This is a genomic window from Pseudomonas umsongensis (genome assembly GCF_012647205.1).
GTDB classification, from domain to species: Bacteria; Pseudomonadota; Gammaproteobacteria; order Pseudomonadales; family Pseudomonadaceae; genus Aquipseudomonas; species Aquipseudomonas umsongensis.
The window spans coordinates 5848458-5873216 of sequence record NZ_CP051487.1; the positions used below are offsets into that span (position 1 = coordinate 5848458).

The following is a 24759-nucleotide window of genomic DNA, read 5'->3' on the forward strand; positions in this document are numbered from 1 at the left end:
TATCGCCTTTAGCGCTGGTCGCAAACGCTGGGGCGAGTGTGGTTATTTTGGAGATACAACATGAACGATTTTACTCTGAATGCTGAAGTGCGTTCCGACCTGGGGAAAGGTGCGAGCCGCCGCCTGCGTCGTCTCGCAAGCCTGGTTCCAGCTGTAGTTTACGGTGGCGACAAAGCCCCTGAATCCATCAGCATGCTGGCCAAAGAAGTTGCCAAACTGCTCGAAAACGAAGCGGCTTACAGCCACATCATCGAGCTGAACGTTGGTGGCACCAAGCAAAACGTCGTAATCAAAGCTCTGCAACGTCACCCGGCCAAAGGCCACGTGATGCACGCTGACTTCGTACGCGTAGTTGCCGGCCAGAAGCTGACCGCTATCGTTCCAGTGCACTTCATCAACGAAGAAGCACCGACCAAGAAAGGCGGCGAAATCTCGCACGTTGTTGCCGAGATCGAAGTTTCCTGCCTGCCGAAAGATCTGCCTGAGTTCATCGAAGTCGACCTGGCTGACGCTGAAATCGGTTCGATCATTCACCTGTCCGACCTCAAAGCCCCTAAAGGCGTTGAGTTTGTTGCTCTGGCACACGGCGATGACAAGGCTGTTGCCAACGTCCACGCTCCACGTGTTGCTCCAGAAGCTGCAGAAGGCGCTGCAGAGTAATTTACTCTGCGTTGCCGGAGTGACCGGAAACATCGCGGACTAGAGCGTAGCGAGAAAGCGGGCGAGAACGCGGAGTTTACATCATGGTAAATGAGCATTTTTCGTCCACTTTCGCCGCACTCCCTGATTGCGGCGATGTTATCCACCACTCCAATGAAGGGCCCCTATCGTGACTGCCATTAAACTGATCGTTGGCTTGGGAAATCCAGGCGCTGAATACGAACAGACCCGGCATAACGCAGGGGCCCTTTTTGTTGAGCGCATCGCGAACGCACAAGGTGTGAACCTTGTGGCGGACCGCAAATATTTCGGCCTGACCGGGCGCTTTTCGCATCAGGGTCAGGATGTTCGTCTGCTGATTCCCACCACGTACATGAACCGTAGCGGCCAGGCCGTGGCGGCCCTTGCAGGTTTCTTCCGCATCAAGCCTGAAGAAATCCTCGTGGCACACGACGAACTCGATCTGCCTCCGGGCGTTGCCAAACTCAAAGTGGGCGGCGGCCATGGCGGTCATAACGGTTTGCGCGACATCATTGCGCAACTGGGCAATCAGAACACTTTCCACCGCCTGCGGCTTGGCATCGGTCACCCGGGCGTCGCCAGCATGGTTTCAAATTTCGTCCTGGGTCGTGCGCCACGCGCCGAACAGGAAAAACTCGATGCCAGCATCGACTTTGCCCTCGGCGTGCTGCCGGATATCCTCGCCGGTGAATGGAACCGCGCGATGAAAAACCTGCACAGCCAGAAGGCCTGACTTTTACCCGAGGGGAAACACCATGGGATTCAATTGCGGCATCGTCGGCCTGCCTAACGTCGGCAAGTCCACCCTGTTCAACGCCCTGACCAAATCCGGTATCGCGGCCGAGAACTTCCCTTTCTGCACCATCGAGCCCAACAGCGGTATCGTGCCGATGCCGGATCCGCGCCTGCAGGCCCTGGCGGAAATCGTCAATCCAAAGCGCATCCTGCCGACCACCATGGAATTCGTCGACATCGCAGGTCTCGTGGCCGGCGCGTCGAAAGGTGAAGGCCTGGGCAACAAGTTTTTGGCCAACATCCGTGAAACCGATGCCATCGCCCACGTGGTCCGCTGCTTCGAAGACGAGAACGTGATTCACGTCTCCAACAGCGTCGACCCGAAACGCGATATCGAAATCATCGACCTGGAACTGATCTTCGCCGACCTCGACAGCTGCGAGAAGCAACTGCAGAAAGTCGCGCGCAACGCCAAGGGCGGCGACAAGGACGCAGTGGTCCAGAAAGGCCTGCTGGAGCAACTGATCGCTCACTTCACCGAAGGCAAGCCGGCGCGCAGCCTGATGAAGAACATGGGCACCGACGAGAAGGCGGTGATCAAGGGCTTCCACCTGCTGACCACCAAGCCGGTCATGTACATCGCCAACGTCGCTGAAGACGGTTTCGAGAACAACCCGCACCTGGACGTGGTCAAGGCCATCGCCGAAGAAGAAGGCGCCATGGTTGTTCCGGTGTGCAACAAGATCGAAGCGGAAATCGCCGAGCTCGATGACGGTGAAGAGAAAGACATGTTCCTCGAAGCCCTGGGCCTCGAAGAGCCTGGCCTGAACCGCGTGATCCGCGCTGGCTACGAAATGCTGCACCTGCAGACTTACTTCACCGCCGGTGTCGAAGAAGTCCGCGCCTGGACCGTGCGAGTCGGTGCTACCGCACCACAAGCTGCAGGCGTGATCCATACCGACTTCGAAAAGGGCTTCATCCGCGCCGAAGTGATCGCCTACAACGACTTCATCCAGTACAAGGGTGAAGCCGGTACCAAGGAAGCAGGCAAATGGCGCCTGGAAGGCAAGGATTACATCGTCAAGGACGGCGACGTGATGCACTTCCGCTTCAACGTCTGACGTTCGCAACCATTAACAAAAAAAGCACCCTGGGGTGCTTTTTTTGTGGGCGCTTTAAACGGGGTTAGCCCGTCACCTTCGCGCGCGCCGCGTGCAGTTTCTTGTAGCTCTCGATCAGTCGCAGATGCCTGTCGAGGCCTTCCAGCTTCATGCTGGTAGGCGTCAAGCCGAAGAAGCGCACGCTGCCGTTCACGGAGCCGATCGCGGCGTCCATGCGCTCGTTGCCGAACATCCGGCGGAAGTTGGCCTCGTAATCGGCCAGCTCCAGGTCCTCGTCCAGTTCCATCTCCAGCACCACGTTCACGGCCTGGTAGAACAAGCCGCGCTCGACCGTGTTGTCGTTGTACTGGAGGAACATTTCCACCAGCTCCTTGGCCTCTTCAAATTTCTGCAAGACGAGATTGAGCAACAACTTCAACTCCAGGATCGTCAACTGACCCCAGACGGTATTGTCGTCGAATTCGATGCCGATCAAGGTGGTGATGTCGGTGTAGTCATCCAGCTCGCTGTCTTCCAGACGCTTGAGCAGTGACTTCAGGCCGGCCTTGTCCAGGCTGTGCAGATTGAGGATGTCCTCACGGAAAAACAGCGCTTTGTTGGTGTTATCCCAGATCAGGTCGTCAACCGGATAAATTTCCGAGTAATCCGGCACCAGAATGCGGCAGGCCGTCGCGCCGATGTGCTCATACACCGCCATGTACACTTCTTTGCCCATGCCTTCGAGAATGCCGAACAAGGTCGCGGCTTCCTCGGCATTGGAGTTTTCACCCTGGCCGGAGAAGTCCCACTCCACGAATTCGTAATCGGACTGGGCACTGAAGAAGCGCCACGACACCACGCCGCTCGAATCGATGAAGTGCTCGACGAAGTTGTTAGGCTCAGTCACCGCATGGCCTTCAAAGGTCGGCAGGGGCAAGTCATTGAGGCCTTCGAAGCTGCGGCCCTGCAACAACTCCGTCAGGCTGCGTTCCAGCGCCACTTCCAGGCTCGGGTGCGCGCCGAACGAGGCGAATACACCACCGGTACGCGGGTTCATCAAGGTGACGCACATTACCGGGAACTCGCCCCCCAGGGACGCATCCTTCACCAACACAGGGAACCCCTGCTCTTCCAGCGCCTGGATACCGGCCAGTATCGCGGGGTATTTCGCCAGCACGTCGGCCGGCACATCCGGCAGGGCAAATTCACCTTCGATGATTTCGCGCTTTACCGCGCGCTCGAAGATTTCCGACAAGCACTGCACCTGCGCTTCGGCCAGCGTATTACCGGCGCTCATGCCATTGCTCAGGTACAGGTTTTCGATCAGGTTGGAGGGGAAATACACCACCTCGCCGTCTGACTGGCGTACATACGGCAGCGAACAGATGCCGCGCTCTTCGTTGCCCGAGTTGGTGTCGATCAGATGCGAGCCACGCAACTCGCCATCGCGGTTGTAAACCCGCAGGCAGTAGGCGTCGAGAATCTCCGGCGGCAGTTCATCTTTAGGGCCAGGCTGGAACCAGCGTTCGTTCGGGTAGTGTACAAACGCCGCATTGGCGATGTCCTCTCCCCAGAACTGATCGTTGTAGAAGAAGTTACAGTTCAACCGCTCGATGAACTCGCCCAAGGCCGACGCCAACGCGCCCTCTTTGGTCGCGCCCTTGCCATTGGTAAAGCACATAGGCGAGTGCGCATCGCGGATATGCAGCGACCATACATTGGGCACGATATTGCGCCACGAAGCGATTTCGATCTTCATGCCCAGGTCGGCCAGAATGCCCGACATGTTGGCAATGGTCTGTTCCAGCGGCAGGTCTTTGCCCACGATGTAGGTGCCCGCCCCTGAACCTGAAATGGAAGCCGGCATCAGCAACGCCTGGGCGTCGGCATCCAGGTTCTCCACCTCTTCAATCACGAACTCAGGCCCGGCCTGCACCACCTTTTTGACGGTGCAGCGGTCGATGGAGCGCAAGATGCCCTGACGGTCTTTGTCGGAGATATCTGCCGGCAACTCGACCTGAATTTTGAAAATCTGGTTGTAGCGGTTTTCCGGGTCGACGATGTTGTTCTGCGACAGTCGGATGTTTTCGGTAGGGATATTGCGAGTGTCGCAGTACAACTTCACAAAGTAAGCCGCACACAACGCCGACGAAGCCAGGAAGTAGTCGAACGGACCCGGTGCCGAGCCATCGCCCTTATAGCGGATAGGCTGGTCGGCCACCACGGTGAAGTCATCGAACTTGGCTTCAAGTCGAAGGTTGTCGAGAAAATTGACCTTGATTTCCATGCGGGATACCACAATAGCGAGCAAACGAATGGCCGCCATTATCCGGCTTTTCAGCCGGAAGTCTTGTGCAAGCTCGCGCTAACGGCTTAGTGGCAGGTGATCAGGCCTTTTTGGAGCGTGGCAGGAAAATCGCCAATACACCCAATAACGGCAGGAATGAACACAGGAAGTACACGTATTCGATGCCGTGTATGTCCGCCAGGTGGCCCAGCAGCGCCGCGCCAATCCCACCGAAGCCGAACATCAGGCCGAAGAACACCCCGGCAATCATCCCGACATTGCCTGGCACCAGCTCCTGGGCGTACACCACGATGGCCGAGAAGGCTGAGGCGAGGATGAAGCCGATGACTACACTCAGGACAGTGGTCCAGAACAGGTCCACATGCGGCAGCAGCAATGTGAACGGCGCAACGCCCAGGATCGAGAACCAGATCACCGCCTTGCGCCCGATTTTGTCGCCGATGGGCCCGCCGAAGAAGGTCCCCGCGGCCACCGCACCGAGAAACAGGAACAGGTGCAGCTGCGAACTGGCCACCGACAGGTCGAACTTCTCTATCAGGTAGAAGGTGAAATAACTGGTGAGGCTGGACATGTAGAAGTATTTGGAGAACACCAGCAGCCCGAGCACCACCAGCGCGCTGGTCACCCGCCCCTTGGACAGGCCGTGGGTCGCTGCCTGGCCCTGCTTGAGCTTGAACAGGTTCAAGTGGTTGGCGTACCAGCGACTGATCCGGTACAGCACGAACAGTGCAAACACCGCGAACAAGCCGAACCAGGCCACATTCCCTTGGCCGTAAGGGATGATGATCGCCGCCGCCAGCAACGGACCGAACGCCGAGCCCGCGTTGCCCCCGACCTGGAAGGTCGATTGTGCCAGGCCAAACCGCCCCCCCGAGGCCAGCCGCGCCACGCGAGAAGCTTCCGGGTGAAAGGTCGAGGAGCCAATGCCGATCAAGCCCGCCGCCAGCAGAATCAGCGGGAAGTTGCCGACCACCGACATCATCACGATGCCGATCAAAGTGCAGACCGTACCGGCTGGCAACAGCCAGGGCTTGGGATGGCGGTCAGTGTGGTAGCCGACCCAGGGTTGCAGCAGCGAAGCGGTCAGCTGGAAGGTCAGGGTGATCAGGCCGACCTGGGTGAACGTCAGGCCATAGTTGGCCTTGAGCATCGGGTAGATCGACGGCAGCACCGATTGAATCAGGTCGTTGATCAGGTGCGCCAGTGCCACCGCGCCGATGATGCGCATGACCAGGGGGCTGCTTTGTGAAGGCGCGGACGCCGCCGCAGTGGCGGGCTGAACGTTGCTGATAGCCATGAAATTTCCGAAAAACAGAGGGGTGCACACGGGCAGGTGCGTCAATGTGCCATTTTTCGTTGCGGCAGCGCCATCCCCTTAGCCTGCTAACGACCTCGGTATTGGGCAGATTTCCACTCGATCGATACCCTCCTCCGCCCCGTTTTTTCGGCTCAGGAAGATAAGCGGTTGAAAGTGTAGAGAAATATTTTAAATTTACGCTTGACGCATCTGCATTACCGGTGAATAATGCGCGCCATCTTGGCTACATAGCTCAGTTGGTTAGAGCATAGCATTCATAATGCTGGGGTCCGGGGTTCAAGTCCCTGTGTAGCCACCAAGTGCTAAAAACGGCTTACCGAAAGGTAAGCCGTTTTTTTATGCCTCAAGAAAATGGCTGCTCCCTTGTAGGAGCGAGCATGCTCGCGATGGACTTGAACGATAACGCGGGGAGTCAGGTTCCCCCGCGGTGCATTTGAGTCCATCGCGAGCATGCTCGCTCCTACACCATCATCGTCATCATCAGCAACGAATCGCCGGTAGCGCCGACAACGCCCGCTCCCAGATCTGCCAGGTACGCAGCCAGACCATGGCCTGCCAATCGCTATCGGCCGGATAGAACTGTTCAAGCAGATTCAACTTGATCTCTCGCCCCTGCGCATCGTGGACATTACCGTGCAGATGCAACCAGTGGTCATCGCGCAGATGTCGATGGACGTCCGGCCCCGGATAAGTCCCGCACTCGATCACGAACGGCATCAACCGCACCTGCGGCAGCGCATTGAGCAACGCCTGCGAGGTGTAGCCGGTCGCAGTGGCTGCAACACCGGTTTCGCTCAGGGTGTCGGCGCCGGTGTGCAACGTGTAGAGCCACGGACCGTAAATTGCCTGGGCATCGGCCAGCGCCGGATAAGCCGCTTCGGTGATCGTCAACAACATCGGATGCCCATACTCCCCGGCCCCGGTGTGCAAGTCGAAACACAGGGCGACGTCAGCATGGGCCACGTGCTTTTGCATAATCTGCTGCAATGTGCGATTCGACCAACTGGGGGCCACCCCACCGTAGAACAATCCGTCCGGGTGCGCATGCTGGCCACCTTCGACAATCGACATGACCGCGGGCCATCCGTGGAGGCGGATTTGCTCATCCAGCAAGGCATCGGCCCGATCTCGCTCAGGCCCGCGCAACTGCGTGCAGGCATAAATTTCATGCAGCGCGTCATAAGCCTGGTTATCCGGCAGCGCACGATCGAAGTCCAGGTGATTGCGGTTCAGGTCGATGTTGTCTTCATTGACCCGACGCAGCCACGCCATGCCCCAGGGATTGATCGCATGAATCATCACCACGGCGACATCCGTAGGCAATGAGCGCTTACCGAGCTCCTGCAGCCACTTGATCTGGCAACCCGAGCCATAGAAGCCCTCGACCCCGTGAGTACCGCTCAGCGCGATCAGCAGGCGTTTAGCGCCAGGATCGCCGAGTACCGCTACATCGGTGCCCAAGGCCTCGCCTGATGGCCCCTTGAGAGGATGGGGATACTCGCTCAGCGTCGCACCGGCCGCGGTTGCCGCCGCCAGGAATTGTTCGCGCTGGGAACGGTAGCTGGGCTGGGTTGGAAACTCGCTGTGCATGGCTGCCTCTTGTGGGTCTAGTGGGGTGATCGCTGGCAATGACCCTACAGAAAATCCGTCGATTGATGAAGAGCGACCACGGGAGCTGGTTTGCGTCACTGCGAGGTCACCGATACAGTCCCCGGTATATTTATCCCACGGACGGAGTGCCCCCATGTTTCCAGCCTCCCACTCGAGTCGCGCGCGCCTGCCAGCGCTCGCGCTGATCATCACCGCGCTGACCCTTGGCGCCTGCCACAACGCGTCCGCCCCGACGCTGCCCACGGCACCGGAAAGCGCGTCCGGTTATCGCGCCGACCTGCAGACCCGACACGCTTCACGCCACATGGCCGCAGCCGCCAACCCATTGGCAGCCGAAGCCGGGCGCGAGATGCTGCGTCGGGGCGGTTCGGCCATCGATGCCGCCATTGCCATGCAAGCGGTTCTGACGCTGGTCGAACCGCAGTCCTCGGGCATCGGTGGCGGCGCGTTGATCGTGCTCTGGGATGGCCAATCCGTGCGCGCCTACGACGGGCGCGAAACCGCACCGGCCGGTGCCACCGAGAAACTGTTCCTGCAGGCCGATGGCCAGCCGATGCCCTTCACCCAGGCACAGATTGGCGGGCGCTCGGTGGGAACTCCCGGGGTGTTGCGAGCCCTTGAGCTGGCCCATCGCAAACACGGTCGTTTGCCATGGGCGCAGCTGTTCGAGCCCGCCATCGAATTGGCCGATCAAGGCTTTGTCATCTCGCCTCGCCTGCATCGGTTGATCGCTGCGGATTCGTCCATAAAGCGCTCTGCGGAAATGACGGCCTACTTCCTGAATGCCGATGGCAGCCCGAAAGCCAGCGGCACCCTGTTGAAGAATCCGCCCTTGGCTGCCGCCTTGCAACGCATCGCCAAGGAAGGACCGGATGCCTTGTACAAAGGGCCTATCGCACAAGAGATCGTGGCCAAGGTCCAGGGTCACGCCAACCCGGGCAGCCTGTCGCTGAGCGACCTGGTCAACTACAGCGCCAAGGAACGCGCGCCTTTGTGCACCGACTACAAGCGCTGGCAGGTCTGTGGCATGCCGCCCCCCTCATCGGGCGGGATCGCCATGGCGCAGATCCTCGGCACGCTGCAAGCCCTGGAGACAAGCGACAAGCGTTGGGCCCTGGCGCCGATGCAACCGGTGAAAGCCAGCACAGCCGCTGGCCTCGAACCAACCGCCGAGGCCGTGCACCTGATCAGCGAAGTCGAGCGCCTGGCCTATGCCGATCGCGCGCAGTACGTGGCCGACTCGGACTTCGTGCCAGTGCCCGTCAAGGGCTTGATCGACCCGGCTTACCTGGCCAGCCGGGCGGCGCTGGTCGGCGAGCACAGCATGGACACGGCCAAGCCCGGCACGCCACCGGGCATCCAGGTCGCCTACGCGCCAGACCGCTCCCCCCTGCGCATCTCCACCTCGCAAGTGGTGGCGGTCGATGACCAGGGCGGCGCGGTGTCGATGACCACCACCATCGAATCCGCTTTCGGCTCGCATGTGATGGTCCAGGGCTTCCTGCTCAACAACGAGATGACCGACTTCTCGTTCATTCCCGAAGAGAACGGCCAGAAAGTCGCCAACCGCGTCGAACCCGGCAAGCGTCCGCGCTCGTCCATGGCCCCAACGCTGATCTTCGACCGCCAGAGTGGCGAATTCGTCGCCAGCCTCGGCTCTCCCGGCGGCTCACAAATCATCGAATACGTGGCCAAAACCACCGTCGGCCTGCTCGACTGGAACCTCGATACACAGGCAGCCATCAACCTGCCCAACTTCGGCAGCCGAAATGGCCCGACCGAACTGGAGAGCGGCCAGTTCAGCCCGGCGCTAATCCAGGCACTCAAGGACAAGGGCCACCGCGTCAACGAAATCGACATGACCAGCGGCACCCAGGCGATTGTCCGGGTCAAGGATGCACAGGGGAAGGCGTCGCTGGCCGGTGGGGCTGATCCTCGGCGGGAGGGGGAAACGTTGGGGGATTGAGTCGCTTGCAGCGTGAAGGGGCCTGCCTGGGCGAAGGCAGGCCCATTTTCCTCAACGACTGATTTTCAACGCCCGTCGAGCCTGGTGTTTTTCCAGCGCCAATTCGATCAGCCGCGTGACCAGTTCACTGTAGGTCATCCCCGCTGCCTGCCACAGTTTCGGGTACATGCTGATGCGGGTGAAGCCTGGCAGGGAGTTGATTTCATTGATCAGGACTTCGCCACTGTCAGTCAAAAATACATCGACGCGCGCCAGCCCGGAACAGCCGAGCAGCTGGAACGCCTCGACCGCCATCGCGCGAATGCGTTCGCTGGACTCGACGCTGATATTGGCCGGCACCACGACTTCAGCAGCTTTGTCGTCGATGTACTTGCTGTCGTAGGAATAGAAGCCACTGTGCACCACGATCTCGCCACAGCCGCTGGCGATGGCGTCTTCGTTGCCAAGCACCGCACATTCGATCTCTCGGCCCTTGACCGCCGACTCGATCAGCACTTTTTCATCGAAGCTCAAAGCCAGCTCGACTGCCGCCGCATATTCGGCTTCGTCGCTCACCTTGCTCACACCGACGGAAGAACCCTGGTTGGCCGGCTTGACGAACAGCGGCAGGCCGAGCTTGCCGCTGACCTCGGCAAAGCCTGTGCGCGCGGCGCTGGCGCGGGTCAGGGTGACGAACGGCGTGACGGCCAGGCCGGCATCACGCAACAGGCGCTTGCTGATGTCCTTGTCCATGCAGACCGCCGAACCCAGCACATCGGAACCGACAAACGGCAGGTCGGCCATGCGCAGCAATCCCTGCAGGCAACCGTCTTCGCCAAGGGTGCCGTGGACGATGGGGAATATCACGTCGACGTGACCCAACAGATCGGCACCGGCGGTTTCCACCAATTGCTGGTGGGCCTTGCCTGGAACCACGGCCAATTCGCGATTGGATTGATTGAGCGCGATCAGGGCCGGATTTTCCTGGTTCAGCAGGAAGTTCGAGGGGTCGTTGAGGTGCCAATGGCCTTGCTTGTCGATGCCGATCAACACCGGCTCGAAGCGCGAGCGATCCAGTGCATCGACAATGTTTTTCGCCGACTGCAGCGACACCTCGTGCTCGGTCGAGCGGCCCCCGAAAATAACGCCCACACGCAGTTTACTCATTGCCTGACCTCATCGTGGATGGCTTGCAACCTGGGTAGCCGCCACGTTACGACTGCAAGGTCCTGCCGTCCAGCGGCTCGCAGGGAGTCAGCTCGCCAACTGATTGGCAAACTGCCCCACTGCATTGACCACTTTCTGCGCGCCATCCTGGATCTCGACGATCACCGAGCCTGCTTCCGCCGCCAGCGCCAGACCCTGTTCCGCCTGGAGCTTGCCGTCGGCCATCAGGGCCACGGCGTTGCGCGCCATGTCCTGGTTTTGCCGCACCACGAGGACAATCTCGTCGGTGGCCTGGCTGGTGCGCGAAGCCAGTTGCCGAACCTCGTCCGCCACCACGGCAAAACCTCGTCCCTGCTCACCGGCACGGGCCGCTTCGATGGCCGCATTGAGCGCCAGCAGGTTGGTTTGTTCGGCAATCCCGCTGATGGTCTTGACGATGGTGCCAATTACCAGTGATTGCTCATTCAAGGCTTCGATGCCATCGACAGCGGTTTGCATGTGCCTGGCCAGGTCACGCATCACATCCACCGCCTGCGTCACCACGGCGTTGCCGCGCTGGGCGCTTTGATCGGTTTGCTGCGAGGTGCCGTAGGCAATGTTGGCCGCTTCGGCCACCGCTTGCTCCTGGTTGACCTGATCGGTGATCACCGTGGCGAATTTCACCACTTTGTAGAGTTTATTGTTGGCATCGGTCACCGGGTTGTAGGAGGCCTCCAGCCAGACTGTACGACCGTGGCTGTCGACGCGCTTGAAACGTTCGGCCACGAACTCTCCGGTGTTCAGACGGCGCCAGAACGCCTGGTATTCGGCGCTGTTGTAGTCCTCGGGAAAGCAAAAAGTACGGTGATGCTTGCCCTTGATCTGCGCCAGGCTGTAGCCCATGCCACTGAGAAAGCGCTCGTTGGCGGTCAGCACATTGCCATTGAGGTCGAACTCGATCACCGCTGTCGAACGCACCAGTGCACCGATCAGGTTTTCATGCTCACGGGAGGCCTCGATGGTGCGGGTCAGGTCGCTGGAGAAAATCGAAAAATGCTTGATCCGCCCGTCTGCCGTGCGCACGGGCTGCACAATTGAACGCAACCAGGCTTCCTGGCCAGTGCCACGCAACAGACGCACGGCACCGGCAAAGTGCTCGCCCCGACTCAGTGCGGTCTTGAAACGTAGTTGGAATTCGTCGTTTTTCACATGATCCGGAACGATCTCTTCGATGTGCCGGCCGATCAGCTCGTTGCTCTTGTAGTGCATCTCGCCGAGGAAGTTCTGGTTGACCGACTGCACCCTCCCGTCAATATCGAGGGTCAGCACGAGCATCTCGCTTTCCAGGCTTTCCTTCACTTGCTGCAGGCTGGAGAGTTCTTCGCGAAGAGCCGACAGCTCCTGCTTCAAGCGTTTATTGAACATGGGACGCACCGATGGACTGGAATAGAAAGCGACTTAGAGCCTAGCCATCGGCCTTGCAGGGATTTTCTGAAGAGCGCTTGAGGATTGTCCTACAAATATAATGAAACCGCGCCAATCGTCCCTGCCTATCACGCTGTACCGGCGGCTGGGCAACCGGCGACTCCCGGTGCCCGCGAGCCGAAATACGCCGCACTGCCCACACCCACCGCCCCCATCACCGCGCAAAAAATCACGCAGATCCAGGGGCTCCATGGCATCAGGCCGATCAACAGCAAGGGCGTGATGCTCGCCCAGGCGGCGTAGGCGATGTTGTAGGTGAAGGAAATACCCGAGACGCGAATCCGCGCCGGGAACAGGCTGACCATCACCGATGGCACCGCGCCCACTACTCCGCAACTCAGTCCAGCCACCGCGTAGGCCAGGCCGACCCAGTTGCCACCGCTGATCAGGCAGGTGTAGAGCACGCCGATACCCAGTGGCAGCAACAGGCTATAAAGCATGACGGTACGCCAGGCGCCGATGCGATCGACCAGCAGACCGGCGAGCACGCAGCCAATGTTCAGAAACACGATGCCCAATGCGCTCAGGGCGAAGGTGTGGCTGGCGGTCATGCCGAAGGTTTTTTGCATCATGGTCGGGGTGATGACCACGAACACCACCACCGCTGATGTCAGCACGCAGGTGAGAATCATCGCTGGCAGCAGGGCCAGGCGATGTTCACGCAGGACTGCCCGTAACGGCAACTCGATGGCTGCCTCGCGCCGGGCTTGCATGGCCATGAACACCGGCGTTTCGCTGAGCCAGCGCCGCAACCAGACGCCAATCACGCCAAACACCCCGCCCAGCAGGAAAGGATAACGCCAGGCGTGATCGAGGATTTCCGCTGGAGTAAAAGTCTGCGCCAGGAAGGTTGCCGTCAGGGCGCCAAGCAAATAACCAAAGGTCAGCCCCGCCTGCAGGAAGCCCAGGGCGTAGCCGCGATGGCCGACTGGCGCGTGTTCCGCTACGAATACCCAGGCGCTCGGCACCTCGCCACCCACCGCCGCGCCCTGGAGGACGCGCAGGGCCAACAGCAGCAGTGGCGCGAAATAACCGATCTGCGCGTAGGTCGGCATGATTCCGATGAGCAGGCACGGCAGCGCCATCATCAGGATGCTCAGGCTGAACACCTTCTTGCGACCCAGACTGTCGGCGAAATGCGCCATCAGGATCCCACCCAGGGGCCGCGCCAGGTACCCGGTGACGAAGATGCCAAAGCTTTGCAGAAGCCGCAGCCACTCAGGCATTTCGGGCGGGAAAAACAGCTGGCTCAAGGTCAGGGCGAAAAATACGAAGATGATGAAGTCGTAGATTTCCAGCGCGCCACCGAGAGCCGCGAGCCCCAGGGTCTTGTAGTCCGAGCGGCTGAATGGCAGCGGACGTGGATCTATATTGGCAGTCATGAAAAGAACTCTGGCACAGGCAAAAACCAAGGCGCCCATGGTCTACGCAAACGCGCCGACGGACAACCCGTTAGACCAAAGTCCCATAGGCCTAAATCAGCGCCGCAAAAAACACTCGTTTGAATTAAGGTTGGCGTCTGTCCAGAGGGGCCTATGCTGCCCCGAAGACCACAACAAACATAAAAATTCGAGGTAGTCCCGTGGCCGCTGATATCGAAGATACCCGCTCCGCCCGCTTTGCCCTGCGCTGTTCAAGCTTTGCCGAACGCTGGTTCCCCGACTCCTGGGTATTTGCCGCCCTGGCGGTGATCATTGTCGCCGTGGCCACCATGGCCATGGGCGCCAAGCCGACTGATGCGGCCATGGCCTTTGGTGACGGCTTCTGGAGCCTGATCCCGTTCACCATGCAAATGGCGTTCGTGGTGATCGGCGGTTATGTGGTCGCCAGCTCGCCACCGGCGGTGAAGCTGATCGATCGCCTGGCGAAGTTGCCGAAAAACGGGCGCTCCGCGGTGGCCTGGGTGGCCCTGATTTCCATGGTCGCGTCGCTGCTTAACTGGGGTTTGTCACTGGTGTTTGGCGGCTTGCTGGTGCGAGCCCTTGCCCGCCGTACCGACCTTAAGATGGACTATCGCGCCGCGGGTGCAGCCGCGTACCTGGGGTTGGGCGCGGTGTGGGCCCTGGGCCTGTCTTCGTCTGCTGCGCAGTTGCAGGCCAACCCGGCCAGCCTGCCGCCGTCGATCCTGTCGATTACCGGGGTGATTCCGTTCACCCAAACGATCTTTCTCTGGCAGTCGGGCGTCATGTTGCTGGCCTTGATCGTCATCTCGCTGATCATCGCCTACGCCACTGCCCCCGGCCCGCACACGGCGCGAGACGCCCAGGCCTGTGGCGTCGACCCGAGTTTCAACCTGCCACCACTGCAACCACGCACCCGTCCCGGAGAATGGCTGGAACACAGCCCGCTGCTGACCATCCTGTTGGTGCTGCTGGCGGCTGGGTGGCTGTTCCATGAGTTTTCCACCAAACCTGCGATCAGCGCGATTTCCGGTCTCAACACCTACAACTTCCTGTTCATCATGCTCGGTGCCCTGTTGCACTGGCGCCCGCGCAGCTTCCTCGACGCGGTGGCCCGCGCGGTGCCGACCACCACCGGCGTGCTGATCCAGTTCCCACTGTACGGTTCGATCGCCGCACTGATGACCACGGTCAAGGGCGCCGACGCGCAGACCCTCGCCCACCACATCTCGACCTTCTTCGTGAGCATTGCCTCCCATGACACCTATGCCCTGCTGATGGGCGTGTACTCGGCGATCCTCGGCTTCTTCATTCCGTCCGGCGGCGGTAAATGGATCATCGAAGCACCGTATGTGATGCAAGTGGCGAACGACTTGAACTACCACCTGGGCTGGGCCGTGCAGATCTACAACGCCGCCGAAGCGCTGCCCAACCTGATCAACCCGTTCTACATGCTGCCGCTGCTGGGCGTGCTGGGATTGAAGGCGCGGGACCTGATCGGCTTCTCGTTCGTGCAATTGCTGGTGCACACACCACTGGTGCTGGTGCTGCTGTGGGCACTCGGAACGACGCTGGCGTATACGCCGCCGGTGATGCCATAGGGAAGCGGCTACAGCGAGGGTCAGCGCGACCTGAGACTGCGCGTTTTTCTTACAAAACGCGCAGCGTTGTCCCACCCAATCCAACGGCAAGCCCTGACTCTCGCAACCAGCTTCCTTGAATTAACCTGTCCCGGAGTATCAATCACCAAAAACCCAAGGAAGATCCGATGACACCGATATCCAAGACACTGGAAGAGTTGATCAATGAAATTTACCAGGACGGTAACGTCTCGGTGGTTGAGTACAGGGCCCTGCGAGACGATGCCGATCGCCGCATGGACGCCGTTGTCCGCGAATTTGGCCAGCACAACAATGTGACGGCCTTTCAGAAAGCGATGGATGTCGCCATGCAGTTACTGCAAAGCGCCGTCCTCGATGCCAAAAAAGCCAGGCTGAGCGATACCGGTGAGGCTATCGTCAAGGATGCGGTTACCGCACAGGTCGAGTACTTGCGTGCCGGCGGCCAATTGGCGCTACGCCTGTTGTGATCGCCTGACCTCACTCCCCCGCAAACACTGATCGCGGGCTGGATCGCACGCTTCGAAAAAAAGTGCTTGAGGCCTGGTTTTCTGCATCATTGTGTTGATCCAGTATGACGTGCATCTTCGTATCGCGACCACGCTGAAAAGGATCTGAGCATGTTAAGACTCGCAGGCCTCACCCTCGCGGCCTTTACCCTGAGCACCGCTGCCCACGCCGATATCGCCCTGAAGCTGGGCAGCACCGAACGCGTCAAACGTTTGTTCGCCTATCCCAACAACTGCAACGTGATCTGCTTTCGCAACTGGACGCTGGAGCAGACCGTCGAGCACTACCTGACGCAAAGCGTGCAGCGCGATGGCTATAGCGAGGCCAAGGTCCTGGTCAAAACCGAAAACGGTCAACTCCATGCCGAAATCACGGGCGTGCCCAGGCGCTATGAAAAACCCCTGGCAGCACTGCTTGACGCCGGCGAGCTGGCCTACAACGGTGCGAGCAAACTGAATGCCGACGGCAAGTGGGCCTATAACTGGCATTTTTTCCTGCCACTGGGCATGGCCCTGGAAAACCGCAGAAGCGTCGAGCTGCTGCACTTCCCACCCGATTATTCGCTGACCCAGGCCCAGGATTACCTGAAGTCGGCCACCACGGATCGCTGGGCCACGCTGCTGACCATCAATGGCGTCACACCCGAGCAGCTACCGGGCTACCAAACCATTATCGATATCGCCCCGATTGCCGCGCCTTCGAACGCAGGCAAGGATCTGGAAGGCGTCTACGACTACTTCAAGGACTACCAGACCAGCATGGTCAAGCAGGTGACGGTACATTCCAGCGGCGCGGCCTTGCCAACGGTTGCCTTCGGTGCACCGGTGCGCAACTGGGTCAAGCAGCAGTACGGGCCAACCGTGAATGTGTTGAGCCTGGTGACAATCAGCCCGGTCGACGGAGTAAAAGTACCGCTATTGGGCGCCAACCATCCCAGCTACATCTGGTACGCCGCCGATCCAGCCAGCTACACCGGCAAAGACGCCCAGGCCCAAGCCGATACAGCGGGCCTGAAAGTCATGGGCCAGGATTTGAGTGCCGCTTGCTGGCAGGCCGCTATGGGCCGTGAAACGGACACCAATCCCGATATCGAGCTGAAAAGCTGCACCCAGACCTGGCAAGTGGCCCAGGCCGATAAAACCTGTGCGCTGTTCTACACCTCGATCCGCAAGCTGACCCCCGCACAGGCCGCAGGCAAATGTGCGACAGCATCGATCAAGGCCCAGCTCAAATTGCTCAAGGTGCCAGCGCCAGCCCCGGCGATACCCGCGCCCGCGCTATAGGCTGACGAGTCAACTGACGGAGAGCGCCGACGACCAGATGTTTTTGCAACACTGGCGTCGGCAAAGCGTCTGCTGAGCAGGCTTAAAGCTTCTCGACCGGACGCAGTCGATACTGCGGTGGCAATTGCTCGAAACCGCTGATCGTGGTGTTCAGGCTTTTCCAGCGACCGTCCTTGATGCCGTAGATGCAACCGTGAATCGACAGGTTCTGCCCGCGGTGCCAGGCATTTTGCACAATGCTGGTATGGGCGACGTTGGCCACTTGCTGAATCACGTTGAGCTCGCAGAGGCGGTCGACCTGCTCCTCTTCGGTGGCCAATTTGGCGAGTTCTTCACGTTTCTCGTAGTAGAGATCGCGAATCGAACGCAGCCAACCGTCGATCAGGCCGAACTGACGGTCCTGCATCGAGGCGCGCACGCCGCCACAGCCATAGTGGCCGGTCACGAGGATATGCTTGACCTTGAGTACGTCGACCGCGTACTGGATCACCGACAGGCAGTTGAGATCCGTATGCAACACCACGTTGGCCACGTTGCGGTGCACGAACAGATCGCCCGGCAGCATGCCGACGATCTCGTTGGCCGGCACCCGCGCATCGGAACAGCCGATCCACAGGTACTCCGGCGTTTGTTGACGAGCCAGCTTGGCGAAGAAGTCAGGATCTTCTTTGGTGATCGCGTCGGCCCAGCGCTCGTTGTTATCAATCAGATCTTGTAATTCGTTCATGCAATGAAGCCTCGATAATGGTGCGCTGCTTTGACAGACAACCGTCCGTCGGGGTCACGCGCGTTATGCAAATGCCCGCCGCTGCCCGTTCATGGCGCTCCATGCCGGTGGAATTCCCTGCAACCCAGTGGGTCCACTCTATAAGGCTAACAGTATGAGGAATTGCCATGACTGATTCACGACGTCCGTACGATGCGGTGCAACCGGAACCCATCGATGATAACGAAGATCGCATGGGCTCGGTGCATGAGCTGGATTTCGACACGGAAGAACCCAGCGCAAAAATCGGCGATGAATTGCCACACAAGGAACGCAAGCAGCTGATACCTGAAGAACGCGTGCGTGAAGCCGGCATGACGGGTGCATCGACCGATGATCATGAATCGACCGATGATGACCTGACCTCGGAAACACTCATCCGTGAGGACGGTGCGCGGGATGCCCAGGAATTGGGTGAAGGTGATCAGGCCGATTGGGACTTGAGCATTGTCGATGAAGACGAGATTGGTGGGGGCAACGGGTTGGACGAGGCAGAGATGGCGCAGAGCGATCCGCTGGACAAGAAACGCTGATCTGTAGGAGCTGCCGCAGGAATCGGCGTTCAACCAAAACGATGGTGATCAATCCACCAATGTACAGGCCATGACCACCGCATCTTCGCGCCCACCCACCGCCGGGTAGTAATCCCGTCGACGTCCGATCTCGTTGAAACCGTAACGCTCATACAGCTTGAACGCCGCGGTATTGCTGTCGCGCACTTCCAGGAAGCATTCCCGGGCATCGGCCTTGTAGGCGATCGACATCAAATGTTCCAGCAAGGTCAAACCCAGGCCTCGGCCCTGGTTTTCCGGCTTGACGGTAATGTTGAGCAGATGCGCCTCGTCAAGAATGATCTGCACCACCCCATGGCCCACCTGCTGCTGACCTTCGAACATCAGCCAGATCTGATACTTGCCCAGGCCATCGAGAAAAATCCCGCGGGTCCAGGGATGGCTGTAGGCCGCATACTCGATCTTCAGAACAGTTTCCAGGTCCGCCTCGGTCATCGGGCGGAACGATACAGCGTCACTCATTCGATTCTTTCCAACGCGCCATCAGCCGACGCATGGCTTGCCACACGGCGGCCTTGCGCTGTGGCTCTTCCATTAACAATTCCAGGCCCGGTACCGCCCACGCCGAGCCCAGGCCCTCAATCTGCAATTCGCGGTTGAACGCATCAGAGTCCGCTTCACCGGCAAACCGCACCGCGGGCAGGCCGATCAGCCAAAGGCAGGCGCATGGCACTTCTTCCATGCGCACCGAGAGGAAACCTTGCACAAAGTCACGGGCGGCCTCCGGGCCCTGGTCCATCGTCCCACGCACCAGCAGCGGCCAGCGTACTGGCTCGCCGATGATCTGCGGGCTGTCCGGCAGACCGGCGGCTCGCAGCATGTCCTTGAGCAGCAGATAAGCAGGGTCGCGTGCCTGGAAGGATTCACCTGTGGGTAACTCCACCAGCAGCAGGCAGCGGCCGGCTCGCAGCAGTTGCAGGGCAAAGCGCGGCGGCGGCACCGGCGCGACCCTGGCGACCACCGGCGCCTCCTCGGCCGCAGGTTTTGCGCCAGTGCGCGTGCTGGCCAGCGATGGCCGCGGCACCTCGACCTTCACCCGCTCGGCGGGTTTTACCGTAGGCACGACGGGCGTCTCGACCACCGGCACAGGCGCCACGGGAGCCTCGACCAGCGCTTCGGGCGGCTCCAGCAGCTCGGGCCGCGACGGGGCGGCAAAGGGCAATTCGGTGCGCGGCAACCAGTTGACCACCTGCATGGCGTTCAAATAAGCGCGACGACGGGACTCGATAAGCAAAGGTCGGCCACTTGTGGATAACTAAAGTGCGCCGATTCTACCGCCCTTCGCGCAAGATCGCCCGCTGTTGATCGATAGACTGCACCGATAATCTTTCCACTTGTGAAAAATGGCGACAGCCCGTCCCGAGAGTGAATCGCATCGTGCCTGATGCAGTACAATCGCGGCTTTTATTCGCCAACCAGCCGGCCATTCCGATGATCGAACCCAAGCGCGTCTTGCGCGCCCTCGCTGAACACTGGGCACTTCTGGAGCCACTGTGCGAGCATTTCGACCAAGGCACCCTGAGCCTCAACGAACTGCGCACGCAACTGGCCGCCCAGCAACTCGACAGTACGCCGCAGGACATCACCAGCCTGCTGGACGTGTGGATTCGCCTCGATATTCTGGTTCCGGTGGCGAAAAGCCCGAACCGTTTCGAGCTCAATGCGCAAATTCACGACTTCCTCGCCTACCTGCGCCGTGAACACCGTTTGGGCCTGTGCCTGGAAATCGAAGCCTATCTGCGCCATCTCGAGCGCCTGGCCGGCTACATCCAGGACGCCTTCGACATCCGCGACGGCAACGACCTGGCCCGCCAGCTTCGCCTGCTCGACATGCGAGTTCGCGATGTACTGAAAAAACTCGATAACGACGAACAAGCACTGGTGGCCGTCGCCGAAAGGGCGAAAACCAGCGACCGACAGATTCCATTGCGCCAGCGTTACGCTGAAGTGCTGGCGACCTGGGACGAATACGTCGAGCCGATGATTGATCTGGTGAACGCCGACGGCGCTTTCGAACAAGGCGTGCGCAAGGTTGAAACCGTGCTGCTGAAGATGCTCTCCGAGCAGCAACGCCTCGGCCACCTGGTCGATGACGACATGTTGCTGCGCACTCACGCGCGTATCCTTGAAATGCAGACCAGCGCCCAGTTGACCCTGCGTCACGCGCGCGAACTATTGCTGCCGCTGCGTGAAGAGGCACGTCGCCACAACGCTGTCACCCGTGGCGCGGCCCTGGCCCTGTCCGCCATTCGCCGAAAAGGCATCGATGCCGTGCCGCAGGCGGCAATGCCGTTGTTCACACGCCCGCAAAGCACCTTCCTCGGCAGCGCCAGCCAGGTCGAGGCCTACGTTTATGCCCTGGCCCGCTTCGAACCGAAACCGGCGCGCTTCCCCAAGGCCCACAAAACCCAGAAAGGCGAAGCTCCACGTGCGCCACGCACGGTTCGGGAGATGCTCGAACGCTGCGAAGACGCCCTGCCGATGCCGGACCTGATGACCTGGCTGCTGGAGCAAGAGCCGGACGGTGCCACCGACGAATTGCTGTACTGGTTCTCGCGACTGTCCCGGGAAAAACGCTTCAAGCGCGAACGCCTGGAACGTCGCGACTACCACACACACGAGCACCAGGTCAGCCTGCGCTCCTTCGCCCTGCTCTCGGTCGGCGATGACCCTACCGAGAATTCTGCGAGCATCCCCCATGCATCTTGATCTTTCCGAACTGTCCCAACTGGCACCGATCTTTCGCGAGCTGTTCAAGGGCTACCACGTCAGCCGCCGCGATCCTGAGCTGTATGCGCAGCTGTCGAACTTCCAGGACCAGTACCGCACGCTGTTCAAGGCCCTGGGGTTTGAACTGGTCTGCGACACCCGTGGTTTCTACTATTTCGTACCGGACCTGGCCGCCGCGGCGGTGAATAAGACCGCGCAGCGTCTGGCGCTGTTCACCTTCATCCTTGTCGAGCACCTGGCCGATCAGGGCCGCGACCCGGTCGCCGTGCTCGACGGCGGCAGCCTGGGTCGCGATGAACTGCCATCGCTGCTGGAAAAGTACCGCGACCTGTTCATCCAGGCCGAAGTACAGACCCAGGATGAGCTGGAAGAAAAAATCATGCGCCGCATGACCCAACTCGGCTTCGCCGGCGAAGAAAACGGCGTGTACCGTTTCCTGCCGCCGATGCACCGTTTCCTCGATGTGTGCCTATCGGTGCAACAGGACCGTGACCTGGCGGCCAGCCTGCACAGCGTACTGCCGCTGCCGGCTCCGGTGCTGATCGATGAAGACAGCGATGAAAAACTACTGCAGACCGACGACCCGCTCGACTTGGCAGAGTTTGCAGATGAAAGCGAAGAAGACGCCCTGGCCCGCGCCATTGCCGAAGAACAGGAGCTCGACGCATGATCAAGGAACGCTACGGCATCCGCCGCTTTGCCCTTTTGAACACCGCCGGCTACACCCTCGGCCTGTTCCCGCTGGAAGAGCCGCTGTCGGTCTACGGCGCGAACAACCTCGGTAAATCCGCTTCGATCAATGCGCTGCAGTTCCCGATCCTGGCACGCATGTCGGACATGAGCTTCGGCAAGTACAGCCTGGAGCAATCCCGGCGCTTCTATTTCGCCTCCGACACCAGCTACATCCTGGTGGAGGTGAACCTGCCCCATGGCCCCCACGTGATCGGCGTGGTCGGACGCGGTCCGGGTGGCGGCTTCGGTCACCAGTTCTTTGCCTACGCCGGCCGGCTGGACCTGGCCCACTACCAGAAAAACGACACCTGCCTGCGCCAGAAGGAGTTGTTCAGCAACCTTGAGCGCGAAGGCCTCAAAGCCTACGAACTCAAGCCCGATGAATTGCGGCGCTTGCTGGTCGGTGGACACACCTCGATCCCGCTGGACCTGACACTGATCCCCCTGCGCTCTACCAGCGAACAGAGCCTGAAGACCTTCCGCGCGCTGTTCATCAACCTGCTGCACATGCGCGAAATCACCGCGGCCAAGCTCAAGCAACTGTTCCTCGACGCCTTCGAGCACAGCCTGCGTTCCGGTAGCGTCGACTACATCGCCGCGTGCGAAGAAGCTTTCCGCGACGTACGACGCATGGAACAGGACTACCAATCGCTGGTGGCAGCCGGTCCCCTGGTCGAAGCCCTCGCCAACGGCGTGAAACAGCGCGATATCCTGCGCGGCAAGCTGCACCGCCTCTCGCCGCTGCTCGACTCCCTGCTCGGCACTTGGTCGGACTACGCCAGTGCCCGCAAGGAAGAGCTGACCATCCAGGCCGAGCACTATCGCCACGAGCAGGACGCCCTGCAGAACGATCAGCGTGGCGGCACCCAGGAGCTGATGCGCCTGGAGCGGGAAATCACTGGCATCCAGCGCTGGCTCGGCGAGCTGGCGGTGCTCAAGCATCGTTTTGCCCTGGTCGAAGACGTCAAGGTGCTCGAGCAACAACTGCTCGCGGCCAAGGACGCCCACGATGAGCTGGCAGGTGCCTTGGCGCAGTCGCGGCAATTCAGTGCCGAGGACCTGGAAGAACGCCTGCGTGAGCTGGAAAAACGCCTGAAGTCGGTCAAGCAACAACTCGACCACGCCGACAACAACAGCTACGCCCGCCTGCGCGAAGAATTCTCGCAGCAGGACGTCGAGCGCCTGATGCGCCTGTTCAACAGCGCACTGTTCAGCCTGCCGCTGGGCGAGCACGGCATTACCCTCGACGACAACGGCGACTGGGTCAAATCCGTAGAGCTGATCCTCGACGGTTTCAAAGGCGAGCGCTTCGAAGTACCGGGCCTGTCCATCGACATCTCGCACATCGAGCCCCCGGCCCTGCAAGCCCTGGCTGACCGTGCCGCGCTGCGCGACCAGAAAGAGCGACTGGAAAAAGAACTCAAGCAACTGAAAACCCAGCAAGCCGTGGCCGCCGACCGCGCCGCGAGCAAGACCCGGACCGAAGCGCTGTACCAGCAGGTGCTGGATGCCCAGAAAGCCTTGGAAGACTTCCGTCGCGCGCAAACCCTGAGCGCCGAAGAGGGCGACAAGCTGGAGCAGCTGGCGCAGATGGAAGCCGCCCAGGACGAATTGAAGCGCTCCAGCGATGCTTTCACCGAACGCGTCCAGCAACTGTCCGCCAAGCTGCAACTGGTCGGCCGGCAGATCGGTGACATGGAAGCCAAGCAACGCACCCTCGACGACGCCCTGCGCCGCCGTCAGTTGTTGCCGGCGGATCTGCCGTTCGGCACGCCGTTCATGGATCCGGTCGACGATTCGATGGACAACCTGCTGCCGTTGCTCAACGACTATCAGGACAGCTGGCAAGGCCTGTTGCGTGCCGATGGCCAGATCGAGGCGCTGTACGCCCAGGTGCGCCTCAAGGGCGTGGCCAAGTTCGACAGCGAAGACGATATGGAACGTCGCCTGCAACTGCTGATCAACGCCTACGCACACCGTACCGACGAAGCCCTGACCCTCGGCAAGGCCCGGCGTGCGGCTGTTACCGACATCGCCCGGACCCTGCGCAACATCCGCAGCGACTACGACAGCCTCGAGCACCAGTTGGCGCTGTTCAACCGCGAGATCAACAAACGTCAGGTGTCCAACCTGCAAAGCTTCCGCATCGTACTGGCGCCGAACAAGGAAGCACTCAAGCACATCGACCAGATCATCCACAGCGCCGGCCAGTACGAAGAAGGCGAGACCCTGTCCGTCTTCGACCTGAGCCAGAGCGCCGAGCAGGACAACAAGAACGAAGAGGCCAAGGAATACCTGGCGCGGCTGGTGGCGGCAAACCACAACCAGCTCGGCCTCAAGGACTTGTTCGAACTGGCGTTCGAGATCACAAAGGTCAACGGATCGCCGGTTATCCACACCGACATCGACGGCGCCGCGTCCAACGGCACCACCATGACCATCAAGGCGCTGACCAACATGTATTTGTTGCTGCACTTGATGGACCGCGACCTGGCCGGACGTGTGCGCTTGCCGTACTACCTCGACGAGGCGGCGGACATCGACGAGAAAAACCAGGCGGCGTTGCTGGAGACCAGTCTACAACTGGGCTTCGTGCCCATCCTGGCCAGTGTGAAGCCACAGGTCTGCGCCAGTGTCGCCATCGACCTGGAAGGTGGTAGCGGCCCGGCTGGCATCTACATTGATGAGGATGATTGGAAGTACATTCGTCGTCACGACGAGGTGAAGGCGACTGTGAACGTTGAAGCGGATGAGCCGGAGCTGGATGCGGTCTGAGACTTGAATCGAAGGTAATAAAAAGGCCGCGATCCAATGGATT

Annotated in this window: 20 protein-coding genes, 1 tRNA gene and 1 pseudogene; 12 read left to right on the forward strand and 10 right to left on the reverse strand. The window is 60.3% G+C overall.

The window, feature by feature from the left end:
* Positions 1-60: 60 nt before the first annotated feature.
* The 3 genes from HGP31_RS26445 to ychF all read left to right on the forward strand — a co-directional run bounded on the left by HGP31_RS26445 (position 61) and on the right by ychF (position 2537).
* Positions 61-660: a 50S ribosomal protein L25/general stress protein Ctc gene (locus HGP31_RS26445; protein ID WP_007981839.1), complete on the forward strand. Its 600-nt coding sequence runs from the start codon at positions 61-63 to the stop codon at positions 658-660.
* A gap of 169 nt (positions 661-829) precedes the next feature.
* A complete protein-coding gene (gene pth, locus HGP31_RS26450; protein WP_020799735.1) occupies positions 830-1414 on the forward strand; it encodes an aminoacyl-tRNA hydrolase in 585 nt (194 codons plus the stop codon).
* A gap of 22 nt (positions 1415-1436) precedes the next feature.
* Positions 1437-2537: a redox-regulated ATPase YchF gene (ychF, locus tag HGP31_RS26455; RefSeq protein ID WP_168758944.1), complete on the forward strand. Its 1101-nt coding sequence runs from the start codon at positions 1437-1439 to the stop codon at positions 2535-2537.
* Positions 2538-2601: 64 nt separating this feature from the next.
* Here ychF and HGP31_RS26460 read toward each other — a convergent pair whose 3' ends face one another.
* Positions 2602-4803, reverse strand: coding sequence for an OsmC domain/YcaO domain-containing protein (locus HGP31_RS26460; protein WP_020799733.1), 2202 nt, complete (start codon positions 4801-4803; stop codon positions 2602-2604).
* 100 nt (positions 4804-4903) lie between these two features.
* Entirely contained in the window at positions 4904-6121 is a 1218-nt protein-coding gene (locus HGP31_RS26465; RefSeq protein ID WP_168758945.1) for an MFS transporter, read from the reverse strand.
* A gap of 242 nt (positions 6122-6363) precedes the next feature.
* On the opposite strand from HGP31_RS26465, the gene HGP31_RS26470 reads away from it, so the two are divergent.
* Positions 6364-6440 (forward strand) — tRNA-Met (locus tag HGP31_RS26470).
* 182 nt (positions 6441-6622) lie between these two features.
* Here the strand turns inward: HGP31_RS26470 and HGP31_RS26475 are convergent.
* Entirely contained in the window at positions 6623-7732 is a 1110-nt protein-coding gene (locus HGP31_RS26475; protein WP_168758946.1) for a DUF2817 domain-containing protein, read from the reverse strand.
* A gap of 154 nt (positions 7733-7886) precedes the next feature.
* Between HGP31_RS26475 and ggt the strand changes: the two genes are divergently transcribed.
* Positions 7887-9719: a gamma-glutamyltransferase gene (gene ggt / locus HGP31_RS26480; protein ID WP_168758947.1), complete on the forward strand. Its 1833-nt coding sequence runs from the start codon at positions 7887-7889 to the stop codon at positions 9717-9719.
* A 51-nt stretch (positions 9720-9770) separates the two neighbouring features.
* Here the strand turns inward: ggt and ddlA are convergent, their stop codons facing one another.
* The 4 genes and pseudogenes from ddlA to HGP31_RS26495 all read right to left on the reverse strand — a co-directional run bounded on the left by ddlA (position 9771) and on the right by HGP31_RS26495 (position 13711).
* Complete coding sequence (ddlA, locus tag HGP31_RS26485; protein ID WP_020799729.1) at positions 9771-10865, reverse strand: D-alanine--D-alanine ligase; 1095 nt, start codon at positions 10863-10865, stop codon at positions 9771-9773.
* Positions 10866-10952: 87 nt separating this feature from the next.
* Positions 10953-11513 carry a methyl-accepting chemotaxis protein gene (locus HGP31_RS31060; protein WP_420850702.1) on the reverse strand — a complete coding sequence of 187 codons (561 nt, stop codon included), beginning with the start codon at positions 11511-11513 and terminating at the stop codon, positions 10953-10955.
* Positions 11493-12269 (reverse strand): annotated as a pseudogene (locus tag HGP31_RS31065) (PAS domain-containing protein); the annotation flags it as partial. The pseudogene HGP31_RS31065 and the gene HGP31_RS31060, both read right to left, overlap by 21 nt.
* A gap of 128 nt (positions 12270-12397) precedes the next feature.
* Positions 12398-13711 (reverse strand): MFS transporter, encoded by a 1314-nt coding sequence (locus tag HGP31_RS26495; protein WP_042955697.1) that lies wholly within the window; start codon positions 13709-13711, stop codon positions 12398-12400.
* A gap of 200 nt (positions 13712-13911) precedes the next feature.
* Between HGP31_RS26495 and HGP31_RS26500 the strand changes: the two genes are divergently transcribed.
* The 3 genes from HGP31_RS26500 to HGP31_RS26510 all read left to right on the forward strand — a co-directional run bounded on the left by HGP31_RS26500 (position 13912) and on the right by HGP31_RS26510 (position 17141).
* Positions 13912-15330, forward strand: coding sequence for a short-chain fatty acid transporter (locus HGP31_RS26500; protein WP_033039034.1), 1419 nt, complete (start codon positions 13912-13914; stop codon positions 15328-15330).
* A gap of 167 nt (positions 15331-15497) precedes the next feature.
* A complete protein-coding gene (locus HGP31_RS26505; protein WP_168758948.1) occupies positions 15498-15818 on the forward strand; it encodes a hypothetical protein in 321 nt (106 codons plus the stop codon).
* 150 nt (positions 15819-15968) lie between these two features.
* Positions 15969-17141, forward strand: coding sequence for a hypothetical protein (locus HGP31_RS26510; protein WP_168758949.1), 1173 nt, complete (start codon positions 15969-15971; stop codon positions 17139-17141).
* A gap of 82 nt (positions 17142-17223) precedes the next feature.
* Here HGP31_RS26510 and can read toward each other — a convergent pair whose 3' ends face one another.
* On the reverse strand, positions 17224-17868 hold the full coding sequence (can, locus tag HGP31_RS26515) for a carbonate dehydratase (protein WP_008055619.1): 645 nt from the start codon (positions 17866-17868) through the stop codon (positions 17224-17226).
* A gap of 167 nt (positions 17869-18035) precedes the next feature.
* Between can and HGP31_RS26520 the strand changes: the two genes are divergently transcribed.
* Complete coding sequence (locus tag HGP31_RS26520; RefSeq protein WP_033039044.1) at positions 18036-18440, forward strand: hypothetical protein; 405 nt, start codon at positions 18036-18038, stop codon at positions 18438-18440.
* 48 nt (positions 18441-18488) lie between these two features.
* Here HGP31_RS26520 and rimI read toward each other — a convergent pair whose 3' ends face one another.
* Together rimI and HGP31_RS26530 are read right to left on the reverse strand one after the other, a co-directional pair.
* On the reverse strand, positions 18489-18941 hold the full coding sequence (gene rimI / locus HGP31_RS26525) for a ribosomal protein S18-alanine N-acetyltransferase (protein WP_007978046.1): 453 nt from the start codon (positions 18939-18941) through the stop codon (positions 18489-18491).
* Positions 18934-19674, reverse strand: coding sequence for an energy transducer TonB (locus HGP31_RS26530; RefSeq protein WP_168759232.1), 741 nt, complete (start codon positions 19672-19674; stop codon positions 18934-18936). Before HGP31_RS26530 ends, rimI begins: the two co-directional genes overlap by 8 nt.
* A 236-nt stretch (positions 19675-19910) precedes the next feature.
* Between HGP31_RS26530 and mksB the strand changes: the two genes are divergently transcribed.
* Genes mksB through mksF form a run of 3 tightly spaced genes read left to right on the forward strand, consistent with a single transcriptional unit; the run spans position 19911 to position 24716 of the window.
* The gene (gene mksB, locus HGP31_RS26535) at positions 19911-21188 is read left to right on the forward strand and encodes an Mks condensin complex protein MksB (RefSeq protein WP_162276381.1); all 1278 of its coding nucleotides are present in this window, start codon (positions 19911-19913) and stop codon (positions 21186-21188) included.
* Positions 21178-21879 carry an Mks condensin complex protein MksE gene (gene mksE / locus HGP31_RS26540; protein WP_020799720.1) on the forward strand — a complete coding sequence of 234 codons (702 nt, stop codon included), beginning with the start codon at positions 21178-21180 and terminating at the stop codon, positions 21877-21879. Before mksB ends, mksE begins: the two co-directional genes overlap by 11 nt.
* Positions 21876-24716 carry an Mks condensin complex protein MksF gene (gene mksF, locus HGP31_RS26545; RefSeq protein ID WP_168758950.1) on the forward strand — a complete coding sequence of 947 codons (2841 nt, stop codon included), beginning with the start codon at positions 21876-21878 and terminating at the stop codon, positions 24714-24716. The genes mksE and mksF overlap by 4 nt, the downstream gene beginning before the upstream one ends.
* The last annotated feature ends 43 nt before the right edge of the window (positions 24717-24759 follow it).